Source organism: Rhodospirillales bacterium (assembly GCA_023898765.1).
Classification (GTDB): domain Bacteria; phylum Pseudomonadota; class Alphaproteobacteria; order Micavibrionales; family Micavibrionaceae.
Genome location: CP060238.1, coordinates 1194570 through 1212706 on the forward strand (window position 1 = coordinate 1194570; position 18137 = coordinate 1212706).

The following is an 18137-nucleotide window of genomic DNA, read 5'->3' on the forward strand; positions in this document are numbered from 1 at the left end:
CGGGATTTTTTGTTAATTATATGAATATTTTATTAATCATATGATTGTACACTGGAATATAAGGAGCAGGTGTCTTAATGCCTGCCGATTTATGGGCGTACAGGGGAAGGGTTAAGAAGTGAGTACTTTCCGTCTGGATATAGAAGCCAGCTCTGTTTTTGCGGTAGACGCGCCGCAGATACAGATTTTGATTGGCGGGGTGGTTCAGGATTTCGGGGTTGTAACCGGCGCCTCGACCGTTCTGTCTTTCGTGCTGGATTATACCGGCTCTTTTCCTTCGAGTCTGGCTATCAGGTTTTTGGATGGGTCGGGGGAGCCGGGGCGCTCCGTAACGCTTGATTATGTGCGCGTTAACGGCCAGTCCATCCGCGACGACCTGAGTTCCGTCTTCCTGACATACAATCAAAGCTCCAATGCGAATATTGCCAATACGGATCATCTCTTCGGGCGCGTGACCCCCACGCAGGGAGACCTCGGGGTGCCGACGGTTAACGGGACTGCCGGAGACGACACAAATCTTCAGGGCGGCGCCGGTGAGGATATCATCGATGGCGGAAACGGCGCGGACCGTATCCGGGGTGTCGGCGCGGACGATTCGATTAACGGCGGGGCCGGCAACGACACAATTTTTGGCGAAGACGGCAACGACATCATTATTGCGGGCGCCGGCTTTGATACGGTGTTTGGCGGGGACGGCGACGATTCCATTCATGGTGAAGGGGATTCCGATTATCTGATCGGCGGCGCCGGCAACGATATGCTCAACGGCGGGACCGGAGACGACGGCCTTTTAGGGGACGACGGCGACGACATTCTCTTCGGGGAAGACGGGAACGACTGGGTTATCGGCGGGACCGGAGACGATGTTTTGTATGGGGACGCCGGGAACGATACGGTTCTGGGCGAGGCCGGAAACGACGTCATGTACGGCGGCGCCGATGATGACCAAATGCATGGGGATTCCGGGGACGATACGATCAACGGGGACGCGGGAGACGACTTTATTACGGGCGGGACCGGTGTTGATACCGTAGACGGTGGGGATGGCGACGACGAAATTTTCGGAAACGAGGGGGCGGATATCCTCTCCGGCGGCAATAACGACGACAAGATTTCTGGCGGGGACGGGGACGATACGATCAACGGGGACGCGGGTATAGATTCCCTGATTGGCGGCGCCGGAGCGGATACAATGGACGGCGGGACCGGCAATGATCGCCTCTATGGCCACGGGCTCGACAGCGCGGCAGTGTCCGCGATTCTTCAGGCAAACCCGAATGTCTCATACTCCCACGAAACGGGCAGTTTCTATCAATATGTTGCCGGGTTCGTAAACTGGTCGACGGCAAGCGCTGTCGCAAAAGCTTCCCTTCTGAACGGTGTGGCGGGCCATCTGGTTACCGTGACGTCCGCGGCGGAACAAACTTATGTTTCAGATACGGTCCGGCCGGGCGGCAACGATATCGTCTGGATGGCGGCGGACGATACCGGAACGGAAGGCGAGTGGGTCTGGAATGCCGGGATCGAATCCGGCGTGCAGTTCTGGCAGGGAGGAACCGGCGGTTCGGCCCAGAACAACATGTATGAAAACTGGCATGCAACACAGCCCAACGATTCCGGAAGTACCCAGAACCACGGATATATGTGGACCAGCGGCGAGTGGGGAGACATTGACGGCGCAAGGACGGATTATGTGGAAGGCTACGTTATCGAATGGGAATCCGGCCTGATGGGTGACGATGGGGCCGCCGACATACTCTCCGGCGGATCCGGCGATGACATTCTCTATGGTTTTGACGGAAACGACACGCTGAACGGCGATGCGGATAACGATATCCTTTTGGGAATGGACGGGAATGATATCCTCAACGGCGGCACAGGAAATGACGCGCTCTACGGGGGATTGGGTGACGATACGATCAACGGCGACGCCGGGAACGATGTCCTTTACGGCGACTCTGCGGGAGCGAGCGTCGTTATCATGGAAGCAGGCAGTGAATCCGTAACGCAGCTTAACGCTGCCCAGTGGCACAGCGTAAGTTTCTCCGCCACCATTTTAAATCCTGTCGTCAAAATGTTCGGCAATGATGTCACGGGCGATCCTTTCACCATTCGGGTGCGTTCCATCACGGATACGGGTTTCCAGTTTCAACTGGACGAATTTGATTACCAGGACGGCAGCACCGCGCTGGAAAACATCTCCTGGATTGCGGTTGCCAGCGGCTCCCATACGCTTGATAACGGGTTCAACATCGCGGCGGGAACGACCACGGCAACGAATGAATCTTCCACGAATATTTCTTTCGGCACCTCCTTGAACAATGCGGTGGTGTTTTCGCAGGTTTCCTCCGACAACGAAATGAGCGCGGTCGTGACAAGGAACAGCGGCGTGACGTCTACAGGGTTTACCGTGCAAATGCAGGAAGAAGACGCCAATGCGAATACGCACGCCACGGAAGATATCGGGTGGATCGCGATCGAAGCCGGCGGGTCTGTTGCTGGCGGCATGCTGGTCGGAACCACGGGCGATGTTGTAACGGATTCAAACACAGCGGTTAATTTTGGCGGGACCTTTTCCGCTACGCCGGCATTTCTGGCGGATATGCAGGTTCTGGATGGTTCGGATGCAGCGTATACAGCCGGAGCATCCCTTTCGACGTCTCAGGCGCAGGTCTACATTGATGAAGAGACATCCGCCGACGCGGAAACGGGCCATACAACGGAAAATGTCGGTTATATTGCGCTGGAAGAAGGCACATATACGGAAACGATTTTTGTAAACGGCAGCGATATCCTGCGCGGCGGCGACGGTTCCGATATCATTTACGCGGATAGCGGGCAGATCACGCAGGTGGCGGGTTCATCTCTTTCCGCGATTATTCTGGCCGATGCGCCTGTCGCATACTGGCAGCTTAACGAGACTTCCGGAACCACGGCAACCAATCTGGGGAGCGGGTCCGGTATTGACGGAACCTATCGAAACGGGGTTGCGCTGGATGCGGCCAACCTGTACATCGGCGGCGACGGCACGGCGAATTTCGACGGGTCCAATGATTATATTTCCATTCCTGACAGCGCTTTGATTAATACGGCTGCTGTAACGCAAAGAACGGTCGAGCTTGTTTTCAATGCCGACACGACGGCGGGACGGCAGGTCCTGTTTGAAGAAGGGGGCGGAACCAACGCTCTGACGATTTATATTGATAGCGGCAGCATTTATTTCAATGCCCGCGATTCAGGGGAATGGGGTCCCTTTACGATCAGCGCCGCGATCACGTCCGGCCAGACCTATCATGCGGCGATTGTTCTGGACACGACCGGCGCGGGGACCTTAAGCGGTTATCTGGACGGGGCGCTTGTCGGAACGGGCGCCACCGCGACCGATCTGGATGCGCATAGCGGCGATATAGGGATCGGGGCGCAAAACCAGGCCAACTACTATCATGACGGGCCAGACAATACTTCGCTGAGCAATTTCTTCAACGGACGGATTTCGGATGTCGCGCTGTATAACACCGCCCTTTCGCAGGCGGACATACAGGAGCGCTCGGATCTTGTGGCGGGACTTGTGCCCGGCGCGCCTATTGCGATTGACGATGTCATCTATGGCGGGGACGGTCTGGATTATCTCTATGGAGGTCTGGGCAAAGACGTTTTCGTGTTTGAATCTGCCAGCGCCTTTAATGACGTCGACCGGATTTACGATTACACCTACGCCAATGGCGATGCGATCGACATCAGCGATCTGTTGACCAACTGGATAGACGGCCATCCGATTCAGGGCGATATCAATAACTATCTGCAGTTAACCGAGGTCGGCAACGACACAATCGTTTCCGTGGATGCCAACGGCGCGAGCGGCGGCGCGAACTTTCTTGATATCGCGAGAATCGTCGACGTTACCGGTCTGGACGCGGATATCATGTATAACAACGATGCGATCGTGACGGTTTAAGAAATGCGCATTGCCGTCGTTAAGACGATTCCTGATCGAGGGGATATCCGTGCTTGTCCGCCCATGGCAGCAGAATATCGAGAGCGCCGGCTTTTTGCATTTGATCTTCATATTTTTTCCAGCGGGCGAGGGCGCGCGTATATATTTTTTCCCGGACCTGCCTGGCGCTGGGCGTCATGATGCTGCGTTTCTGGGCCGTTTTATCGAAGCGGGCAAGTTCATCCCGCCAGTCCAGCCCCATAAATTCAAGCGCTTTTGTTGCTTCGCTCTTCAAATCCCCGACAATGTTTTCATATTTTACGGTGCAGACATTTAGTACGAGTGTTTTGACGAACACATCCCAGGCATCAAAACTCAGATCGTATATTTTTGCCGCGCTTTTCAGGTCTGTCATATGCAGCATGGCCTGATTGAAAGCGAAATACTGCATGTAACAGCTTAACACGCAATCGCAAGGGTGGCGCAGGGCCAGTATGAAACGCGCGTCGGGGAAAATCCGGTGAATGACGGGGGCGTAAACAAGGTTCAAGGGCATTTTGTCAATAAAAACCCGGTCTGCTTTTGGAGAAAAACCGCTTTGTTTCAGCGTGGCAAAATAAGCCTCCCGCGCTTTTTGAATATCTTCATCCGTTATATCCCCCAGACAATGTTCAATATCTTTTTTCTTCTCCATTACGATCGTTCCTGTCGCAATCCCTGCGGCCCCTACTTCTTCCGCCGTGTCTATATCCGGATGGGAGGCGAAAATCTGTTCCAGAAGGGTCGTGCCGGAGCGGGGAAAACCGACCAGGAAGACAGGGGAGGGCATGCCTTTCGGCAAAGGGGGAGAGGGCGCCCAGTTTTTACCGTTTTCAGCGACCTCTTTCCGCAGGGCCTTTATCATGTCCGGAAAGTTGTCCCGCGGATAATCCAGTGCGTCCGTTTCTTTTTTGCAGAGGGTATTTGCTTTCTCAAAGTAGGAAAAAGCGCGGCGGACGTCCCCCTTTTTATCGTAAAGGCTTCCCATTTCGTAAAAGAGGGACAAAGGAATGTTCGAAACATCTGTCAGGGCGTTAAAAATTTTCAGGGCCTCGTCGTCCTGTCCGTCATGCTGGAGAAGGGAAATCTGTTCGAATAAAAGCCCCGGCGAGTCCTTTATGTGGTTCAGGGCGGCGTTCAAAGCCTGCCGCCGCTTTTCCGTCTGATTGTTTGTTCTGTGCACCCGCACCAGATTAACCCATCCGGCCTCCAGCAAAGGATTCAGCTGTATGGATTTTTCAAGGCAGGCAACAGCCTGATCCGGTTTTTTCTGTTCGTCAAAAAGAACGCCTAGGGCGCACCATGCCTGGGCATGGGTCGGCTGGAGCGCCACCGTTTTTTCAAAAGCCGCCTGCGCACGCGCAATGAAGTGTTTTCTGTGATATAACCTGCCGATATTATAATGGGGGTCCGGCCATGGCGGCAGAGCTTGTATGGCCGAGATATAGAGGCTTTCCGCCTCGTCCAGCCGGCCCTGATTGTGATAGCACATTCCCAGATTGTTGAGCGCTTCCGGGTCTTTTGGCGCCGCTGCCAAAGCTTTTTTGAGATGCTCTTCCGCTTTTTGAAGGCTGCCTTTTTGAACCAGAAAACCGCCATATCCGGCATGCACGCGCGGATGGTCCGGGAGGAGATGCAATGCCTTTTTATAGTGTTTTTCGGCTTTATGCATCTGCCCGGCCTGCGTCAGGGAAAAGGCCAGGTCATTGTGCACAAGACCGTCATTCGGCGTTTCTTTTAACGCCTGCGTTAAAAGGGAGATGGCCTGGTCTCTTTGCCCGGCGCGTAAACACCGGAGCGCCTGAGACCGTAAGGAATCCTTGGGAGGAGAGGCTGGCTGATTTAAAAAAGACATAACGGGCGGATCGTATAGATTCCTTTTCTTTTCGTCAAAAATAAAAAAGATGAACGAAAAACCGGTGTCTTACAGGAAACGCCTGCTGTCATCGCTGTCGAGCTGCTCTTCGAACATATCGACGCTTTCTTCGACCGTATTGGCATTTTCAAACGTCGCAATGTGGAAGGCGGCGTCTCCGCGATTAAGCAGGGGCAATGTCGTTGTTCCGATGATAATGCCGGTCCTGCGGGCCAGAAGTTCCTGCCTGTCGTGGCCGAACGGATCCGAGACGATCCCCAGCACCTGTCCTTTTTTGACGCGCTCTCCCAGCTTCTTTTTGACCGAGAGGATGCCGCTATAGGGCGCCCGTATCCAGTGGCTGGAGCGGGCAATAAAAACTTCCGGCTTGTCGGCTGTTTCTTTTTTCAGGGGAGGGAGCATCCTTATTTCCCGCATGACGGACAGGACGCCGCGCAGACCGCTTTTAATCACTTTTTCGTTAAACCGCAGCGCTTCCCCTCCTTCAAACAGCAGGGTTGGAATTTTTCTTTCCCGTGTCGCTTCGCGCAGGGAGCCGTCCCGCAGGGTCGAGTGCAGCAGGACGGGCACCTGAAAGGCGTGCGCCATTCTCTGTGTTTCCGGGTCGTCAAGGCAGGCGCGTATCTGCGGAAGATTGGCGCGGTTGATTGCGGCGGTGTGCAGATCGATGCCATGGGTGCATTTGTCGACAATTTCACTCATGAAAGTGTACGCCAGTTGCGCTGTCAGGGAGCCGTTGGGCGATCCGGGAAAGTTGCGGTTCAGGTCGCGCCGGTCGGGAAGATAGCGCGAATTGCTGTTGAAGCCGTAGACGTTGACGATAGGCACGGCGATGAGTGTGCCCTTGATGTTTTTCAGGGCTTTTTTCACTAAAAGACGGCGGATAATTTCCACGCCGTTGATTTCATCGCCGTGAATGGCGCCGCTGACGAACAGGACCGGGCCTTCCTCTTTGCCGCGCACAACTTCAATCGGGATGTTCATGTCCGTAAAATCGTACAGCTTGGCCACATCAAGGCAAATGCGTCTGCGCTCTCCCGGTTTGATGGATGTGCCGCCTATCACGATCTCTCTGGTCATTTTTACCCCTTGTTTGTCCGGCTTTTTTTCGAAATCTCTACATTTTTTTCGACATGCTCGATCATCAGCGCCGCGATATCCTTGCCGGATGTTTTTTCAATTCCTTCCAGTCCGGGGGAGGAGTTGACCTCCAGTATCAAAGGCCCGCGATGGGACCGTATAAGGTCCACGCCGGCAACGTCCAGCCCGATCGCCTTGGCGGCCGTAATGGCGGTCCTTCGTTCTTCCGGCGTGATCTTTATTTTTTCGGCGATTCCTCCGCTATGGAGGTTGGAGCGGAAATCCCCGTCGGTTGCCTTGCGCATCATCGTGGCCACGACTTTTTCGCCAATGACGAAACAGCGTATGTCTTCCCCTCCCGCTTCCTTGATGAATTCCTGAATAAGGAAGTGAGCGTCAAGGCCGCGGAAAGCCTCAATAACGCTTTCTGCCGCTTTCTTGGTTTCGGCCAGTATAACGCCTTTTCCCTGTGCTCCTTCCAGAAGTTTAATGACCAGAGGGGCGCCGCCCGCCACTTTAATCAGATCGTCTATATTGCTGGTCGAGTGGGCGAAGCCTGTAATGGGCATGCCGAGTTTTTTGCGGGACAAAATCTGGTGGGCGCGGAGTTTGTCGCGCGCACGCGTAATCGCCAGCGACCCGTTCAGGGCGTAAATGCCCGACATTTCAAACTGCCGGACAACCGCCGTCCCGTAAAAGGAGACGGACGCGCCAATTCTGGATACCACGGCGTCCAGATGCAGGATTTTTTCCTGATAGTGGATTTCGTTGTCCGTCGAATTGATGTTCATAAAGCATTTCAGCGGATCGATGACCTGTACGTGATGGCCGCGCTGTTTGGCCGCCTCGACCAGACGGCATGTGGAGTACAGTTTCGGGCCGCGTGAAAGAATGCCGATTTTCATGATGTCTGTCCTTTAAAACCATTTCAGTTTTTTAAAAATGGCGATTTGTGTTGTGACGATACCCGCCAGTATCCCGCTGAATATCCAGAAGGCATAACCGTTTCCGGCGCCGGGTATTCCTCCGACATTGATGCCGAGCAGGCCTGTCAGAAACCCGAGCGGCAGGAATATAGCGGCAATAACGGACAGCACATACATGTTTTTGTTCATTCGGTCGGCGAGCCCGTTTGTCAACTCGTCCTTAACGATCTGGGCGCGTTCGCGCATCGTATCCAGGTCTTCCACATACCGGACCACCTGATCCAGAGATTCCTGCAGGCGGCGCTTGTGCATATGGTCCAGCCACGGCTGGTCGGACGTGCGCAGGTGCGCAATCACGTCCCGCTGCGGGGCGATATAACGCCGGAACATGATGGCCTGTTTGCGGATAGCGGTAATAATCTGTCGTTCCGATGTGTCCGGCGCTTCCATGACGATTTCTTCAATATCGTCCAGTTTTTCATCGAGTTCCGAAAAAACGGGCTCCATGCGCTCGAAAAGCCGGGCAACCATCATCGTGATAAAATCGCCTGAATTTTTGGGGCCCTTGCCGGACATCAGGCGCTCCCGAATATCCTGCGTGGCTTTTAAAGACCGGCGCTGGACGCTGATAATGCGGTTTTGGTCAATCCAGATGCGGATGGAAACCATGTCTTCGGCCTGCGCATTCTCATTGAGGTTTACGCCGCGCAATATCAGCAGGGCTCCCTCGTCAAATTCAAGGATACGGGGGCGTGTTTCTTCGGCCAGCAGGGCGTCAAGGATAATATGGTCCAGATAGGTGATTTCACGTTCAAGCCATTGACGTGCGGCAGGGTCGTTTTTATCCAGATGCACCCATGCCAGCGTATCGTCTTTGACGGCCTGTGAAACGGCTTTGCCCTCTAAAGGGGTTCCTTCGCCGTTTCCTTCTATCGTGCAGGCGTGAAGAATGCCGTCTTTACTCACCATGTGTTCTTGTTTCCCTGTGTCTCTTATTGTGCCTGCTCAACAAATTCATCCGTCTTATACCATAGAGCCAAAGCGGCGTAATCACCAGAGATAGCGCGATGATAGAAACCACATATTTGTGACCTTCGGGCATAATGGCGCCGGTAGAGAGGCCAAGTGCGGCCAGTACAAAGGAAAATTCTCCGATCTGGCCCAATGTTGCTCCCATGACAAGGGAATTTCGGCGCGAAAATCCCAACCCTCTCAAAATCGTGATGTTCACGATGGTCTTAAGCATCATGGCGATTCCCAGAAGGGCCATGACACGCCAGAATTTTTCAGACAGGAAATCAAGGTCAATCAAAAGTCCGATAGAGAGGAAGAACATCATCATCAGGACTTCAAAAATGGGCTTGATATGTTCTTCGTAGGCCGAGCGTTTTGCCGTATTTCCGATAACAAGCCCTGCCAGAAATGCGCCATACGCGGCCGACAGGCCGACAAGTCCTGACAAGGCTGCTGCCGAAAAACAGATGGCCAAAGCCGTCACAGCCGTCTGGCTTTCCTGCGGAACCATATCCATTAATCTGGCAAACCAGTGAGGTTTGCGGTTTAATGTAACAATTAAACTGGCCATAAAGCCGATAGCCAGCAGGATTTTTGGGATTTCCAGCAGGTTGAATCCGTTTCCACTCATGCCGCCCATGATGAGCAACATCGGAATAACGGCGATATCCTGCGCAATCAGGATGCCGATTGCCGCTCGTCCCAGCGTGGTGTTCAGCTCTCCCATATCTTGCAATAACTTGATGGCGACAGCGGTGCTGCTGAGGGACAGCGCAAAGCCAAGCAGTAGGATACGGGCCAGCGGCCACTCAAGAAAGGAACCAAGGGCAAACATAGCCGCCAAGGCAATGACGATTTGTGAGAGGGTTACAATGATGGCCGCCCTGTAAACGGGAGCGAATTTTTTGAGGTCCAGTTCCAGTCCGACAATAAACAGGAGCAGCAATATGCCAAGCTCCGCCAGCGTTTTAATCTGTTCTTCGTCGTGAACGATTCCCAAAGCGGAGGGGCCTAGTATGAAACCGACCAGAATATACCCGACCAGAACGGGCTGATTCAGGCGCTGCAATAATGCACCGCCTGCAAAGGCCGCGGCCAGAAGCAATGCCAGTTGGGTTAATGTGCCGTGATCTTCCATAGGGACTATTTACCCTGTATTTTCACCTTCAGCATATCCGGATTTTTTATGTGAAGGTCGCGCTGCGGAAACGGAATTTCAATGCCGTTTTCCTTGAACTTGTTCCATATGTCGAACATAACCTCGCTCTGGGGCTCCCAACGTCCCGTCGTGACATCCGCGACCCAGAAATGGAGGATAAAGTCGACGGAGCTGTCGCCGAAGTTTCTCAGATAGCATTTGGGTTCCGGTTCGGCGATGCAGCGCGGATGCGCTTTGGCCGCTTCCAGGATAAGCTCGCGGGCTTTTTCTATGTCGGAGCCGTAAGAAACGCTGAGCATGATCTCAACGCGTCCTTTCGAATTGCTGTAGGTCCAGTTGATTACGCGGCTGGTAATAAAATCCTCGTTCGGGATCATGATTTCTTTCCCGTCAAAGGTTTCGAGCAGTAGAAAACGTGCGTTTGCCCTGCGGACAAATCCGAATGTGCCGTCTGCCATTTCTACGAGATCATCCTGCTCCACCGATTTTTCCAGAAGCAGAATAATTCCGCTGATAAAGTTCGATGCGATTTTTTGCAGGCCGAATCCAAGCCCGATTCCGAGCGCGCCGCTGAATACGGCAAGCGCCGTCAGGTCGATCCCGAGAATGTCCAGCGCAAACAAAAAGGAAATAAAGTAGATGATAATCTGGATTATCTTGAGCAGGAGGGCGCGGTTGGCGGCCCTCAGTCTTCTGAATTTTCCAATGCGGTTTTCCGCAATGTCCGATACGATAGCGGCCGTCCAGAAGATAAGGATAATAATCAGCCCTGCTTTCAAAGCTTCATAGGCGCTGATCTTGTAGCTGCCCATTTTAAAGGAAAGGGCCTCTGTGTCCGTATATTGCTTGATGACATCAAAATGCCCGAAAGCGCCCAGAACAAGGATAACGGCTATCATTAAAAACAGGAGCCATTTCGCCAGGGAGCCTTTGGGTTTCAGGATGTTAAGCCATACGTTTTTCATAGGGGCAGCATACTATGAAGAGATATTATTCCCAATATGTCTTTTATAGAATTTTATGCCTGTAAGGGGCTGCGGCATATATGCAACATCCGGAAAATAAAATTTTGCCTTCAGTTTCGCTTCAGTTTCAAAAGGCATCCTTAAGACTCAAAGGACGAAACAATCGAGGAATCCTGCCGATGCTTACGCTTCAATACCGTGAAAACAATCTGAATACGGCCAATCTTCACCTTAAGGAAAGCCGCGCGTCGAAAATCAGCGGGCTCAACCCTTCTGTCGTGAGCATTACGGGCATGTTTGAGCCCGAACGCAAACGCGTCGAAGACTTTATCAAAGCCATTTATAAACAAAGCTATGATGCGGATATCCGGGTTGATTACCCCATCCTGATGAGTGTCCGCAATGCGGATAACGATATTCTGGCGGCGGTCGGGTTCCGTTATGCGGACCGGGAAAACCTGTTTCTGGAACGCTACACCGGTACGCCCATGGAGAGTATCCTGAATTGTCCGCGCCGTGAGATTGTTGAAATCGGCAATCTGGCTTCTGCCGGGAAGGGCGCCTCGGCTTTTTTATTTGCGGCGCTGGCGTCTTACCTGAACAATAAACATATTCGTTACGCGGCGATTACGGGAACGGATTTCCTGCACCGTTATTTTGAGCGGACGGGCCTGAATCCGCGCAAAATCTGTGAGGCCGACATAGCGGCGGTACAGGAAGACGGCCAAAACTGGGGAACGTATTACGATACGCAGCCCCGCGTTCTGGTGGGAAGTGTGGAGACCGGCATCAAACGCCTTAAAATCGCTCTGGGCGCGGAGTTTGAAGAATGCCGTCCGCGTCTGTTCCCGCGTTTGCACTATAAGCAGGACAGTTGAACGGAATGATTTTTGAAGCGATTCAATCCCATGCGCCTGAAAAAACGGCGCTGCAAGACGCGGCCAGATCCGTTTGCTACGGAGATCTGGTCAAAGAGGTTGATAAACGCGCGCAAAAGCTGGAGAACGTTTCTGTTTTAGGGATTGCGCTGGATAATGGCGTGGAGTGGGTCCTCTGGGATTTGGCGGCCCTGAAAGCCGGTGTGCCTTGTGTGCCGCTGCCGCCTTTTTTTACGCAGGATCAGGTTTTCCACGTGCTCCGCCGTGCGGGCGTGTCTCATCTTGTTTCTTCCGAAGGGATAAACGCGACGGGGATTTCTCTGGCGGGGCAATTGCCGGAGGGCACGGCCAAAATCACATTTACCTCCGGTACGACGGCAGAGCCGAAGGGCGTATGCCTGCCGAAAGCGGCGATGGAGAACGTCGCATCAAGCATTGTCAGCGTTTTAGGGGGTGAATTTGTCGGCACGCATGCCTGTCTTTTGCCTCTTTCTGTATTGCTGGAAAACGTGGCGGGCGTTTACGCGGGGCTGATGGCGGGTTGCACGGTCCGGTTAGCGGGGTTGCAGGATATCGGGGCGAGTTACGGGAATGTCCACAACTGTTTGAAGGGCGCGACTTCTGCGATTTGCGTGCCTGAAATCCTGAGGATTCTAATGGGGCAGACGGCGGCAAAAGGCCCGCTGCCGGATTTAAAATTTATCGCTGTGGGCGGGGCGAAAGTCGATCCTTCCCTTATCGAAAAGGCGCGGGCAATGGGTCTGCCCGTTTATGAAGGATACGGCTTGTCGGAGTGCGCGTCTGTTGTGTCCCTGAATACGCCCAAAGAGGATAAGCCCGGAAGTGCCGGAAAGCTTTTGCCGCATGTTCGTGCGTGTGTCACGGAAGGGGAAATCCGGATCGAGGCGCCCGGGTTTTTAGGGTATATCGGCGAAAAAGCGCCGCAAACGCTTTCGACGGGAGATCTCGGCGAAATAGACGGTAACGGTTTCCTGACGGTCACGGGGCGGAAGAAAAACGTTCTGATTACATCTTACGGGCGCAATGTCTCGCCGGAATGGGTGGAGGCCGCTTTGCTGGCGCAGGCCCCTGTTGGTCAGGCCCTTGTCTACGGGGACGCTCAGGCTCACTTAAGCGCCTTGATTGTTCCTTCCTCTCCGGAGGCTGATATCCGGGAGGCGGTTTATAAGGCCAATGCGGCCCTGCCGGACTATGCCCGCATTGAGGATTTTCAGGTTGTCCCGCCTTTTACGGTGGAGGCGGGCACGCTCACCGGAACGGGACGTCCGCGCCGGAACCAGATTTTAACACTCTACGCAAAGGAAACAGAAAAAGATGAGCTTTTACGACAGGCTGGTTAAAGAAACGGAAAGCGCGCGGGCGGAATTGTATACCGTGCCGCAACTGGTGGACGGGCTGGGAGGAAAGATCGGGCGGGAGACCTATATCGCCTATCTGACGCAGGCCTATCATCACGTCAAACATACGGTGCCGTTTTTGATGAATATGGGCGCGGGTATTCCGCAGGAAAAGAAATGGCTGCACAAGGCCATTATCGAATATCTGGAGGAAGAAGTCGGGCATGAGGAATGGATTTTAAACGACATTGAATCTGCCGGCGGCGACAAGGAAGCGGCGCGGGCCTCCAAACCCAATCTCGAAACGCAGGTTATGAATGCTTATAATTACGACTACATTAACCGTAAAAACCCCGTCGGTTTTTTAGGAATGGTTTTTATGCTGGAAAGCACGTCCGTCCAGATTGCGGAAAAAGGGGCAAGCGCGGTTAAAACAGCGCTGGACCTCCCGCAAAAAGCCTTTTCCTATCTCTATTCACATGGGGAACTGGATATCTCGCATATGAAATTTTTTGAGGAAACGGTGAATAAAATCACAGACCCCGAAGATCAGGAAGCTATTATCGAAGTCGCGCAGAATACATTCCGCCTTTTTGCGAATGTGATGTGCGCCATCCCGCATGAAGGAGCCGTTCAAAATGCCGCTTAAAAACAAGACAGTCTACATAACCGGTGGAACAGGCGGCATTGGCACGCCTTTGGTGAAACATTTGCAAGACGCCGGCGCGAACGTCATCGTCTACGATCTCGACAGGGATGGCGATCTGGTGGGGAACCTCGACCGGACCTGCGCCTACTTGAAAGACAATACGCCGGATATCCTGATCAATATGGCCGGGTATAATGTTCTCGATTATTGTGAAAATCAGGATCTGGAGGCTGTGATTGATCTGAATATGATGGTGCCTGTCCGCCTGTCGCAGGCCGTTTTGCCGGGCATGAAAAAGCGCGGCTCGGGGCAGATTGTCAATATGGGCTCCATGACCGCGTTGATTCCTTTGCCGCATTTGACGGGCTATGTTGCCGCCAAGGCGGGGCTGAAAGGGTTTAACGATGCCTTGCGGCGGGAGCTTGGAGGCAGCGGCGTTTCCGTGACGCATATTGTGCCGCGCGCCGTACAAACGGGTATGAATTCCGGTGTGAAGGCCGAGGTTAACCGGCGCACAGGCGTTAAATACGATTCTCCGGAGGATATTGCGCAGCGCGTTTTTCAGGCGCTCGTCAACCGGGAGAAAGAAGTCCGGTTTGGCTGGCCGGAACGTTTCTTTGCTTTTATGAATGCGAATTTCCCGTCCCTCATTGATGCCGGTTTGCAGAAAAACCGTAAGATCGGGGAAGAGGTGCTGGACAGTGACGCTTCCAAAACGCCTGCGCGTGGGTCTGAAAAGGCGCAGTCCAAAAAGGCACGGGCGGCGTAAATTATTTTTTAATTTTGACAAATTCAATCAAGGAGAAAAACAATGAAAAAAACCTTACTTCTTATTACAACATCCGTCCTGGTGCTTTCGGCGCCGGCCATGGCGCAAACTTATGCTCAGCAGCCGGCGACGGCGCCAACGGAACTTTCTCAAAATGCCGCCGCCTTGAATCCTGCGATGGAACAGGTTGCCGTTTTGCAAAAAGAATGGGCGCGCATCAAATACCAGGTTGCCGATGAGGATTCGCAGGTTGAGGCGCTTCAAAGACTGGGACAACAGGCTGCTCAGGTGAGCGCGGCTTATCCGGATGCGCCGGAGCCGAAAATCTGGGAGGGTATTATTCTCTCTACGGAGGCCGGCATAGAAGGCGGGCTGGGCGCGCTTGATAAAGTCAAAAAGGCCAAAGGGCTTTTTGAGGCGTCTTTAAAACAAAACCCTAACGCGCTGGAGGGGTCGGCTTACACGTCTCTTGGCTCCCTTTACTATCAGGTGCCCGGCTGGCCGGTGGGATTTGGCGATGATGAAGAGGCGGAAAAAAATCTTAAGCAGGCCCTGCAGATTAATCCGAACGGCATTGATCCGAACTTTTTCTACGGAGATTTTTTGTTGGAGGACGGGCGCTACGATGAGGCGAAAGTCTACATGGAGCGCGCTTTGAGAGCGCCAGACCGTCCTTCACGTCCTTTGGCGGATGCGGGACGCAGGCAGGAAATCAAAGCCGCCCTTGCGAAAATCAACGAGAAAAGCAAAAATAAGCAGGTGCAAAGATACAATTAGGTCTGTCTGATTTATGCGTTTGCTTCTTGTTGAAGATGACAAAAATCTGGGAAAGGCCACAGCGGAAGGACTAAGGGAATCTTTCGCTGTGGATTGGGTGCGTCATGCGGAAGACGCGGAAGACGCTCTGGCCACGACGTCTTATGTCCTCGTTGTTCTGGATATCAATCTGCCGGGTATGTCGGGGTTGGAGTTTCTGAAAAAGCTGCGCCAGAACAAAAAAACGATTCCTGTTTTGCTTTTAACCGCTCGTGACGCTATCCGGCACAAGGTCGAGGGCCTGAATGCCGGGGCGGACGATTATCTGGTAAAACCTTTCGATCTGGAAGAGCTTCTGGCGCGCTGCGCGGCATTGATTCGCCGCGGGAATGACGGAAGCGCTCCGGTTATCCGGCACAGGGATTTTTCCTATGAACCGGCCAACGGCAATCTCACGCATAAAGGCAAAGCGGTTATGCTGTCCGGTCGGGAACGGGCTGTCTTTGACTGCCTTATCCGCAATATCAACCGGCCGGTCAGTAAAGATAAGATCATGGAAAGCATTTACGACTGGTCTTCCGAGGACATTGAAAGCAATACCATAGAGGTTCATATCGCGTCCTTGCGGCGCAAGTTGGGGCGGGATCTTATCAAGACAATCCGCGGTGTGGGGTATATTATTCCCAAATGAGCAAAATATACTCCCTGCGCAAAGATCTGATTGTATGGATCAGTATTCCGGTTCTGATCGCGACCTCTTTAACCCTTCTTATAGGGTTTATTTTTGCGTGGCATGAGGTTGAGGAGGTCTATGACGCCCAGCTTGTACATTCCGCTAAAATCCTTCTGCAGTTAACCGAGCATGAAATTCTGGAAGATGAAGGATTTCATCTGGGAGTTGAAAACGCCAATCTGGAACATAAATACGAGCAAAAAATAGGGTTCCGTATCTGGGTTAACAATACGCTTATCACACAATCTCCCAATACGCTTGTTTTCTCGGATTTTGAAGCCTCGCCCGGTTTTTCCGACCACCAGTTTGAAAAAAACAAATGGCGCTTTTTCGTGTTCCTTGATCCTGAGCACGGCATCAAAATCGAAACCTCGGAACGCTATGATATCCGGTACGAGGTTATTTCCCAGATTATGGCGGCTCTCGTTCTGCCGGGGCTTGTTTTTATTCCCTTGATTTTTGTTATTGTCTGGATCGGGGTCCGGAAGGTTTTAAAGCCTGTTATCAAAATATCGGCCAACATGGATAAACGCAGCCCCGATGATTTTTCGCCGATAGAGCAATTAACCGTGGCGGAAGAAATCGTTCCTTTGGTGCAGGCGCTCAACAGGCTTTTCGGGCGCATAGGGGAAAGTTTCCGGCGGGAGCGCGAATTTACCGATTATGCGGCCCATGAGCTTCGCACGCCGCTGGCGGCGATGAAAACCCAGACACAGGTGCTTCAGAAAAAAGCGAACGGCATGCCTGAATCTGCCGATAGTTTCAAAAACTTGCAGGACTCGATAGATCGCGCGACCCAGCTCGTCGAGCAGCTTTTATCGCTGTCCCGTATTCAAAACGAAGAATTTCCGAAATCGGACGTCAACCTTTCCGAGTGCCTGTATGAGTGCGTTGACGATATACAGCCACAGGCGGAGAAGAAAAAGATTACGATTCACGCCGAGATTGCAGACGATGTTTTCATAAAAGGGCACGAGGATTCGATCATGATTTTGCTGAGAAACCTTCTTGATAACGCGGTCAAATACACGCCGCAGGGGCAGGAGGTTCAGGTGTCTCTTTCCAGAGCCGCTCTTTTGGACATCTCCGATACAGGACCCGGCATCAGCGATAAGGACAAGGAGAAAGTGTTTCAGCGGTTTGTACGGGTGGACCAGTCCGGTCAGGCGGGAAGCGGCCTTGGGCTGTCCATTGTCAGCTGGATTGCTTCCGCCCACGATGTCGAAATCCGGCTCAGGGACAATGACCCGCACGGCTTGAAAGTCACCTTGCAGTGGAAGCCTCTTTAAAAAACGCGGAAAAGGGGGGGGCGGTTTCCGATCTTGTGCCGCTGCGTAATGCCGAGTTGCTGGCCCCAAGGTAAAGTGATAGAGAAGATAAAAAACAAAGGGGCCCATAAGCATGTCGTCTAACGTTAAGATTATTGTACTTGTTCTGGTTGTCTTTGCCTTTGCCGGCGGGGCGTGGTTCTTCTTTCCCGGTCAGAAGGACAGAATGCTTTCAGACAAAGCGAATGGCAGCGCGCAGTTGTCGTCTGCGGCGGGTCAAAGCAGTAACAGCGCGTGGGTCAGGCGTTGTATTGATAAAAGGCAAAATCAATGTGAGGCGTTTCAAAGCCTTGTCCTGAAACAGAATAATATGCGTATCGCGGAAGTGGCGGTTTCCCTGCCGGAGGGTGTAACAAAAGACGCAAAAATGGCGGTTGTCCTCCCTCTCGGGATTGTTGTCGGGAAAGGCATTGCGCTGCAGGTCGATGAAAACGAAGCGTTGAAAATACCGGTGTATTCATGCGGTCAGGACGGATGTGTTTCTCATATGAATTTGTCCCCTGATTTCGTAAAAACCATGCGGGCGGGCAAAGTTCTTAAAATCATTTTCCTGGATGCAAAGCAGAAGAAAATCAAGGTCGAGATGACTCTCAAGGGGTTTTCCAGCGCTCTTTTTTAAAATGAATAGTCATAACTTTCCGAATACAGGAGCAGTATACCCTGTGGTTTTTTT

General features: G+C 52.8%; 13 protein-coding genes and 1 pseudogene. 8 read left to right on the forward strand and 6 right to left on the reverse strand.

Annotation, left to right across the window (positions count from 1 at the left end; all coding sequences use genetic code 11):
• Window positions 1–118: 118 nt before the first annotated feature.
• Complete coding sequence (locus H6853_05800; GenBank protein USO03057.1) at window positions 119–3955, forward strand: type I secretion C-terminal target domain-containing protein; 3837 nt, start codon at window positions 119–121, stop codon at window positions 3953–3955.
• Window positions 3956–3974: 19 nt separating this feature from the next.
• Here H6853_05800 and H6853_05805 read toward each other — a convergent pair whose 3' ends face one another.
• The 6 genes from H6853_05805 to H6853_05830 form a co-directional block, all read right to left on the reverse strand.
• Window positions 3975–5828, reverse strand: a complete 1854-nt coding sequence (locus tag H6853_05805) for a sulfotransferase (protein USO03058.1) — start codon at window positions 5826–5828, stop codon at window positions 3975–3977.
• A 69-nt stretch (window positions 5829–5897) separates the two neighbouring features.
• Window positions 5898–6929 carry a succinylglutamate desuccinylase/aspartoacylase family protein gene (locus H6853_05810; protein ID USO03059.1) on the reverse strand — a complete coding sequence of 344 codons (1032 nt, stop codon included), beginning with the start codon at window positions 6927–6929 and terminating at the stop codon, window positions 5898–5900.
• 2 nt (window positions 6930–6931) lie between these two features.
• On the reverse strand, window positions 6932–7834 hold the full coding sequence (gene rimK / locus H6853_05815; GenBank protein ID USO03060.1) for a 30S ribosomal protein S6--L-glutamate ligase: 903 nt from the start codon (window positions 7832–7834) through the stop codon (window positions 6932–6934).
• A 12-nt stretch (window positions 7835–7846) separates the two neighbouring features.
• Entirely contained in the window at window positions 7847–8824 is a 978-nt protein-coding gene (locus H6853_05820) for a zinc transporter ZntB (GenBank protein USO03061.1), read from the reverse strand.
• Window positions 8814–10007 (reverse strand): cation:proton antiporter, encoded by a 1194-nt coding sequence (locus H6853_05825; GenBank protein ID USO03062.1) that lies wholly within the window; start codon window positions 10005–10007, stop codon window positions 8814–8816. Before H6853_05825 ends, H6853_05820 begins: the two co-directional genes overlap by 11 nt.
• Window positions 10008–10012: 5 nt before the next feature.
• On the reverse strand, window positions 10013–10993 hold the full coding sequence (locus tag H6853_05830) for a mechanosensitive ion channel (protein USO03063.1): 981 nt from the start codon (window positions 10991–10993) through the stop codon (window positions 10013–10015).
• A 179-nt stretch (window positions 10994–11172) separates the two neighbouring features.
• Here H6853_05830 and H6853_05835 point away from each other — a divergent pair, with 179 nt between their 5' ends.
• From H6853_05835 to H6853_05865, 7 genes and pseudogenes are all read left to right on the forward strand, one after another.
• Entirely contained in the window at window positions 11173–11871 is a 699-nt protein-coding gene (locus tag H6853_05835; GenBank protein USO03064.1) for a thermostable hemolysin, read from the forward strand.
• A 5-nt stretch (window positions 11872–11876) separates the two neighbouring features.
• Window positions 11877–13878, forward strand: a pseudogene (locus tag H6853_05840) (AMP-binding protein).
• The gene (locus H6853_05845) at window positions 13868–14647 is read left to right on the forward strand and encodes an SDR family NAD(P)-dependent oxidoreductase (GenBank protein USO03065.1); all 780 of its coding nucleotides are present in this window, start codon (window positions 13868–13870) and stop codon (window positions 14645–14647) included. The pseudogene H6853_05840 and the gene H6853_05845 overlap by 11 nt, the downstream one beginning before the upstream one ends.
• A gap of 42 nt (window positions 14648–14689) precedes the next feature.
• Window positions 14690–15424, forward strand: coding sequence for a tetratricopeptide repeat protein (locus H6853_05850; protein ID USO03066.1), 735 nt, complete (start codon window positions 14690–14692; stop codon window positions 15422–15424).
• 13 nt (window positions 15425–15437) lie between these two features.
• A complete protein-coding gene (locus tag H6853_05855) occupies window positions 15438–16094 on the forward strand; it encodes a response regulator (protein ID USO03067.1) in 657 nt (218 codons plus the stop codon).
• Window positions 16091–17425, forward strand: a complete 1335-nt coding sequence (locus H6853_05860) for a sensor histidine kinase N-terminal domain-containing protein (protein USO03068.1) — start codon at window positions 16091–16093, stop codon at window positions 17423–17425. Before H6853_05855 ends, H6853_05860 begins: the two co-directional genes overlap by 4 nt.
• A gap of 112 nt (window positions 17426–17537) precedes the next feature.
• The gene (locus tag H6853_05865; protein USO03069.1) at window positions 17538–18083 is read left to right on the forward strand and encodes an invasion associated locus B family protein; all 546 of its coding nucleotides are present in this window, start codon (window positions 17538–17540) and stop codon (window positions 18081–18083) included.
• Window positions 18084–18137: the final 54 nt, after the last annotated feature.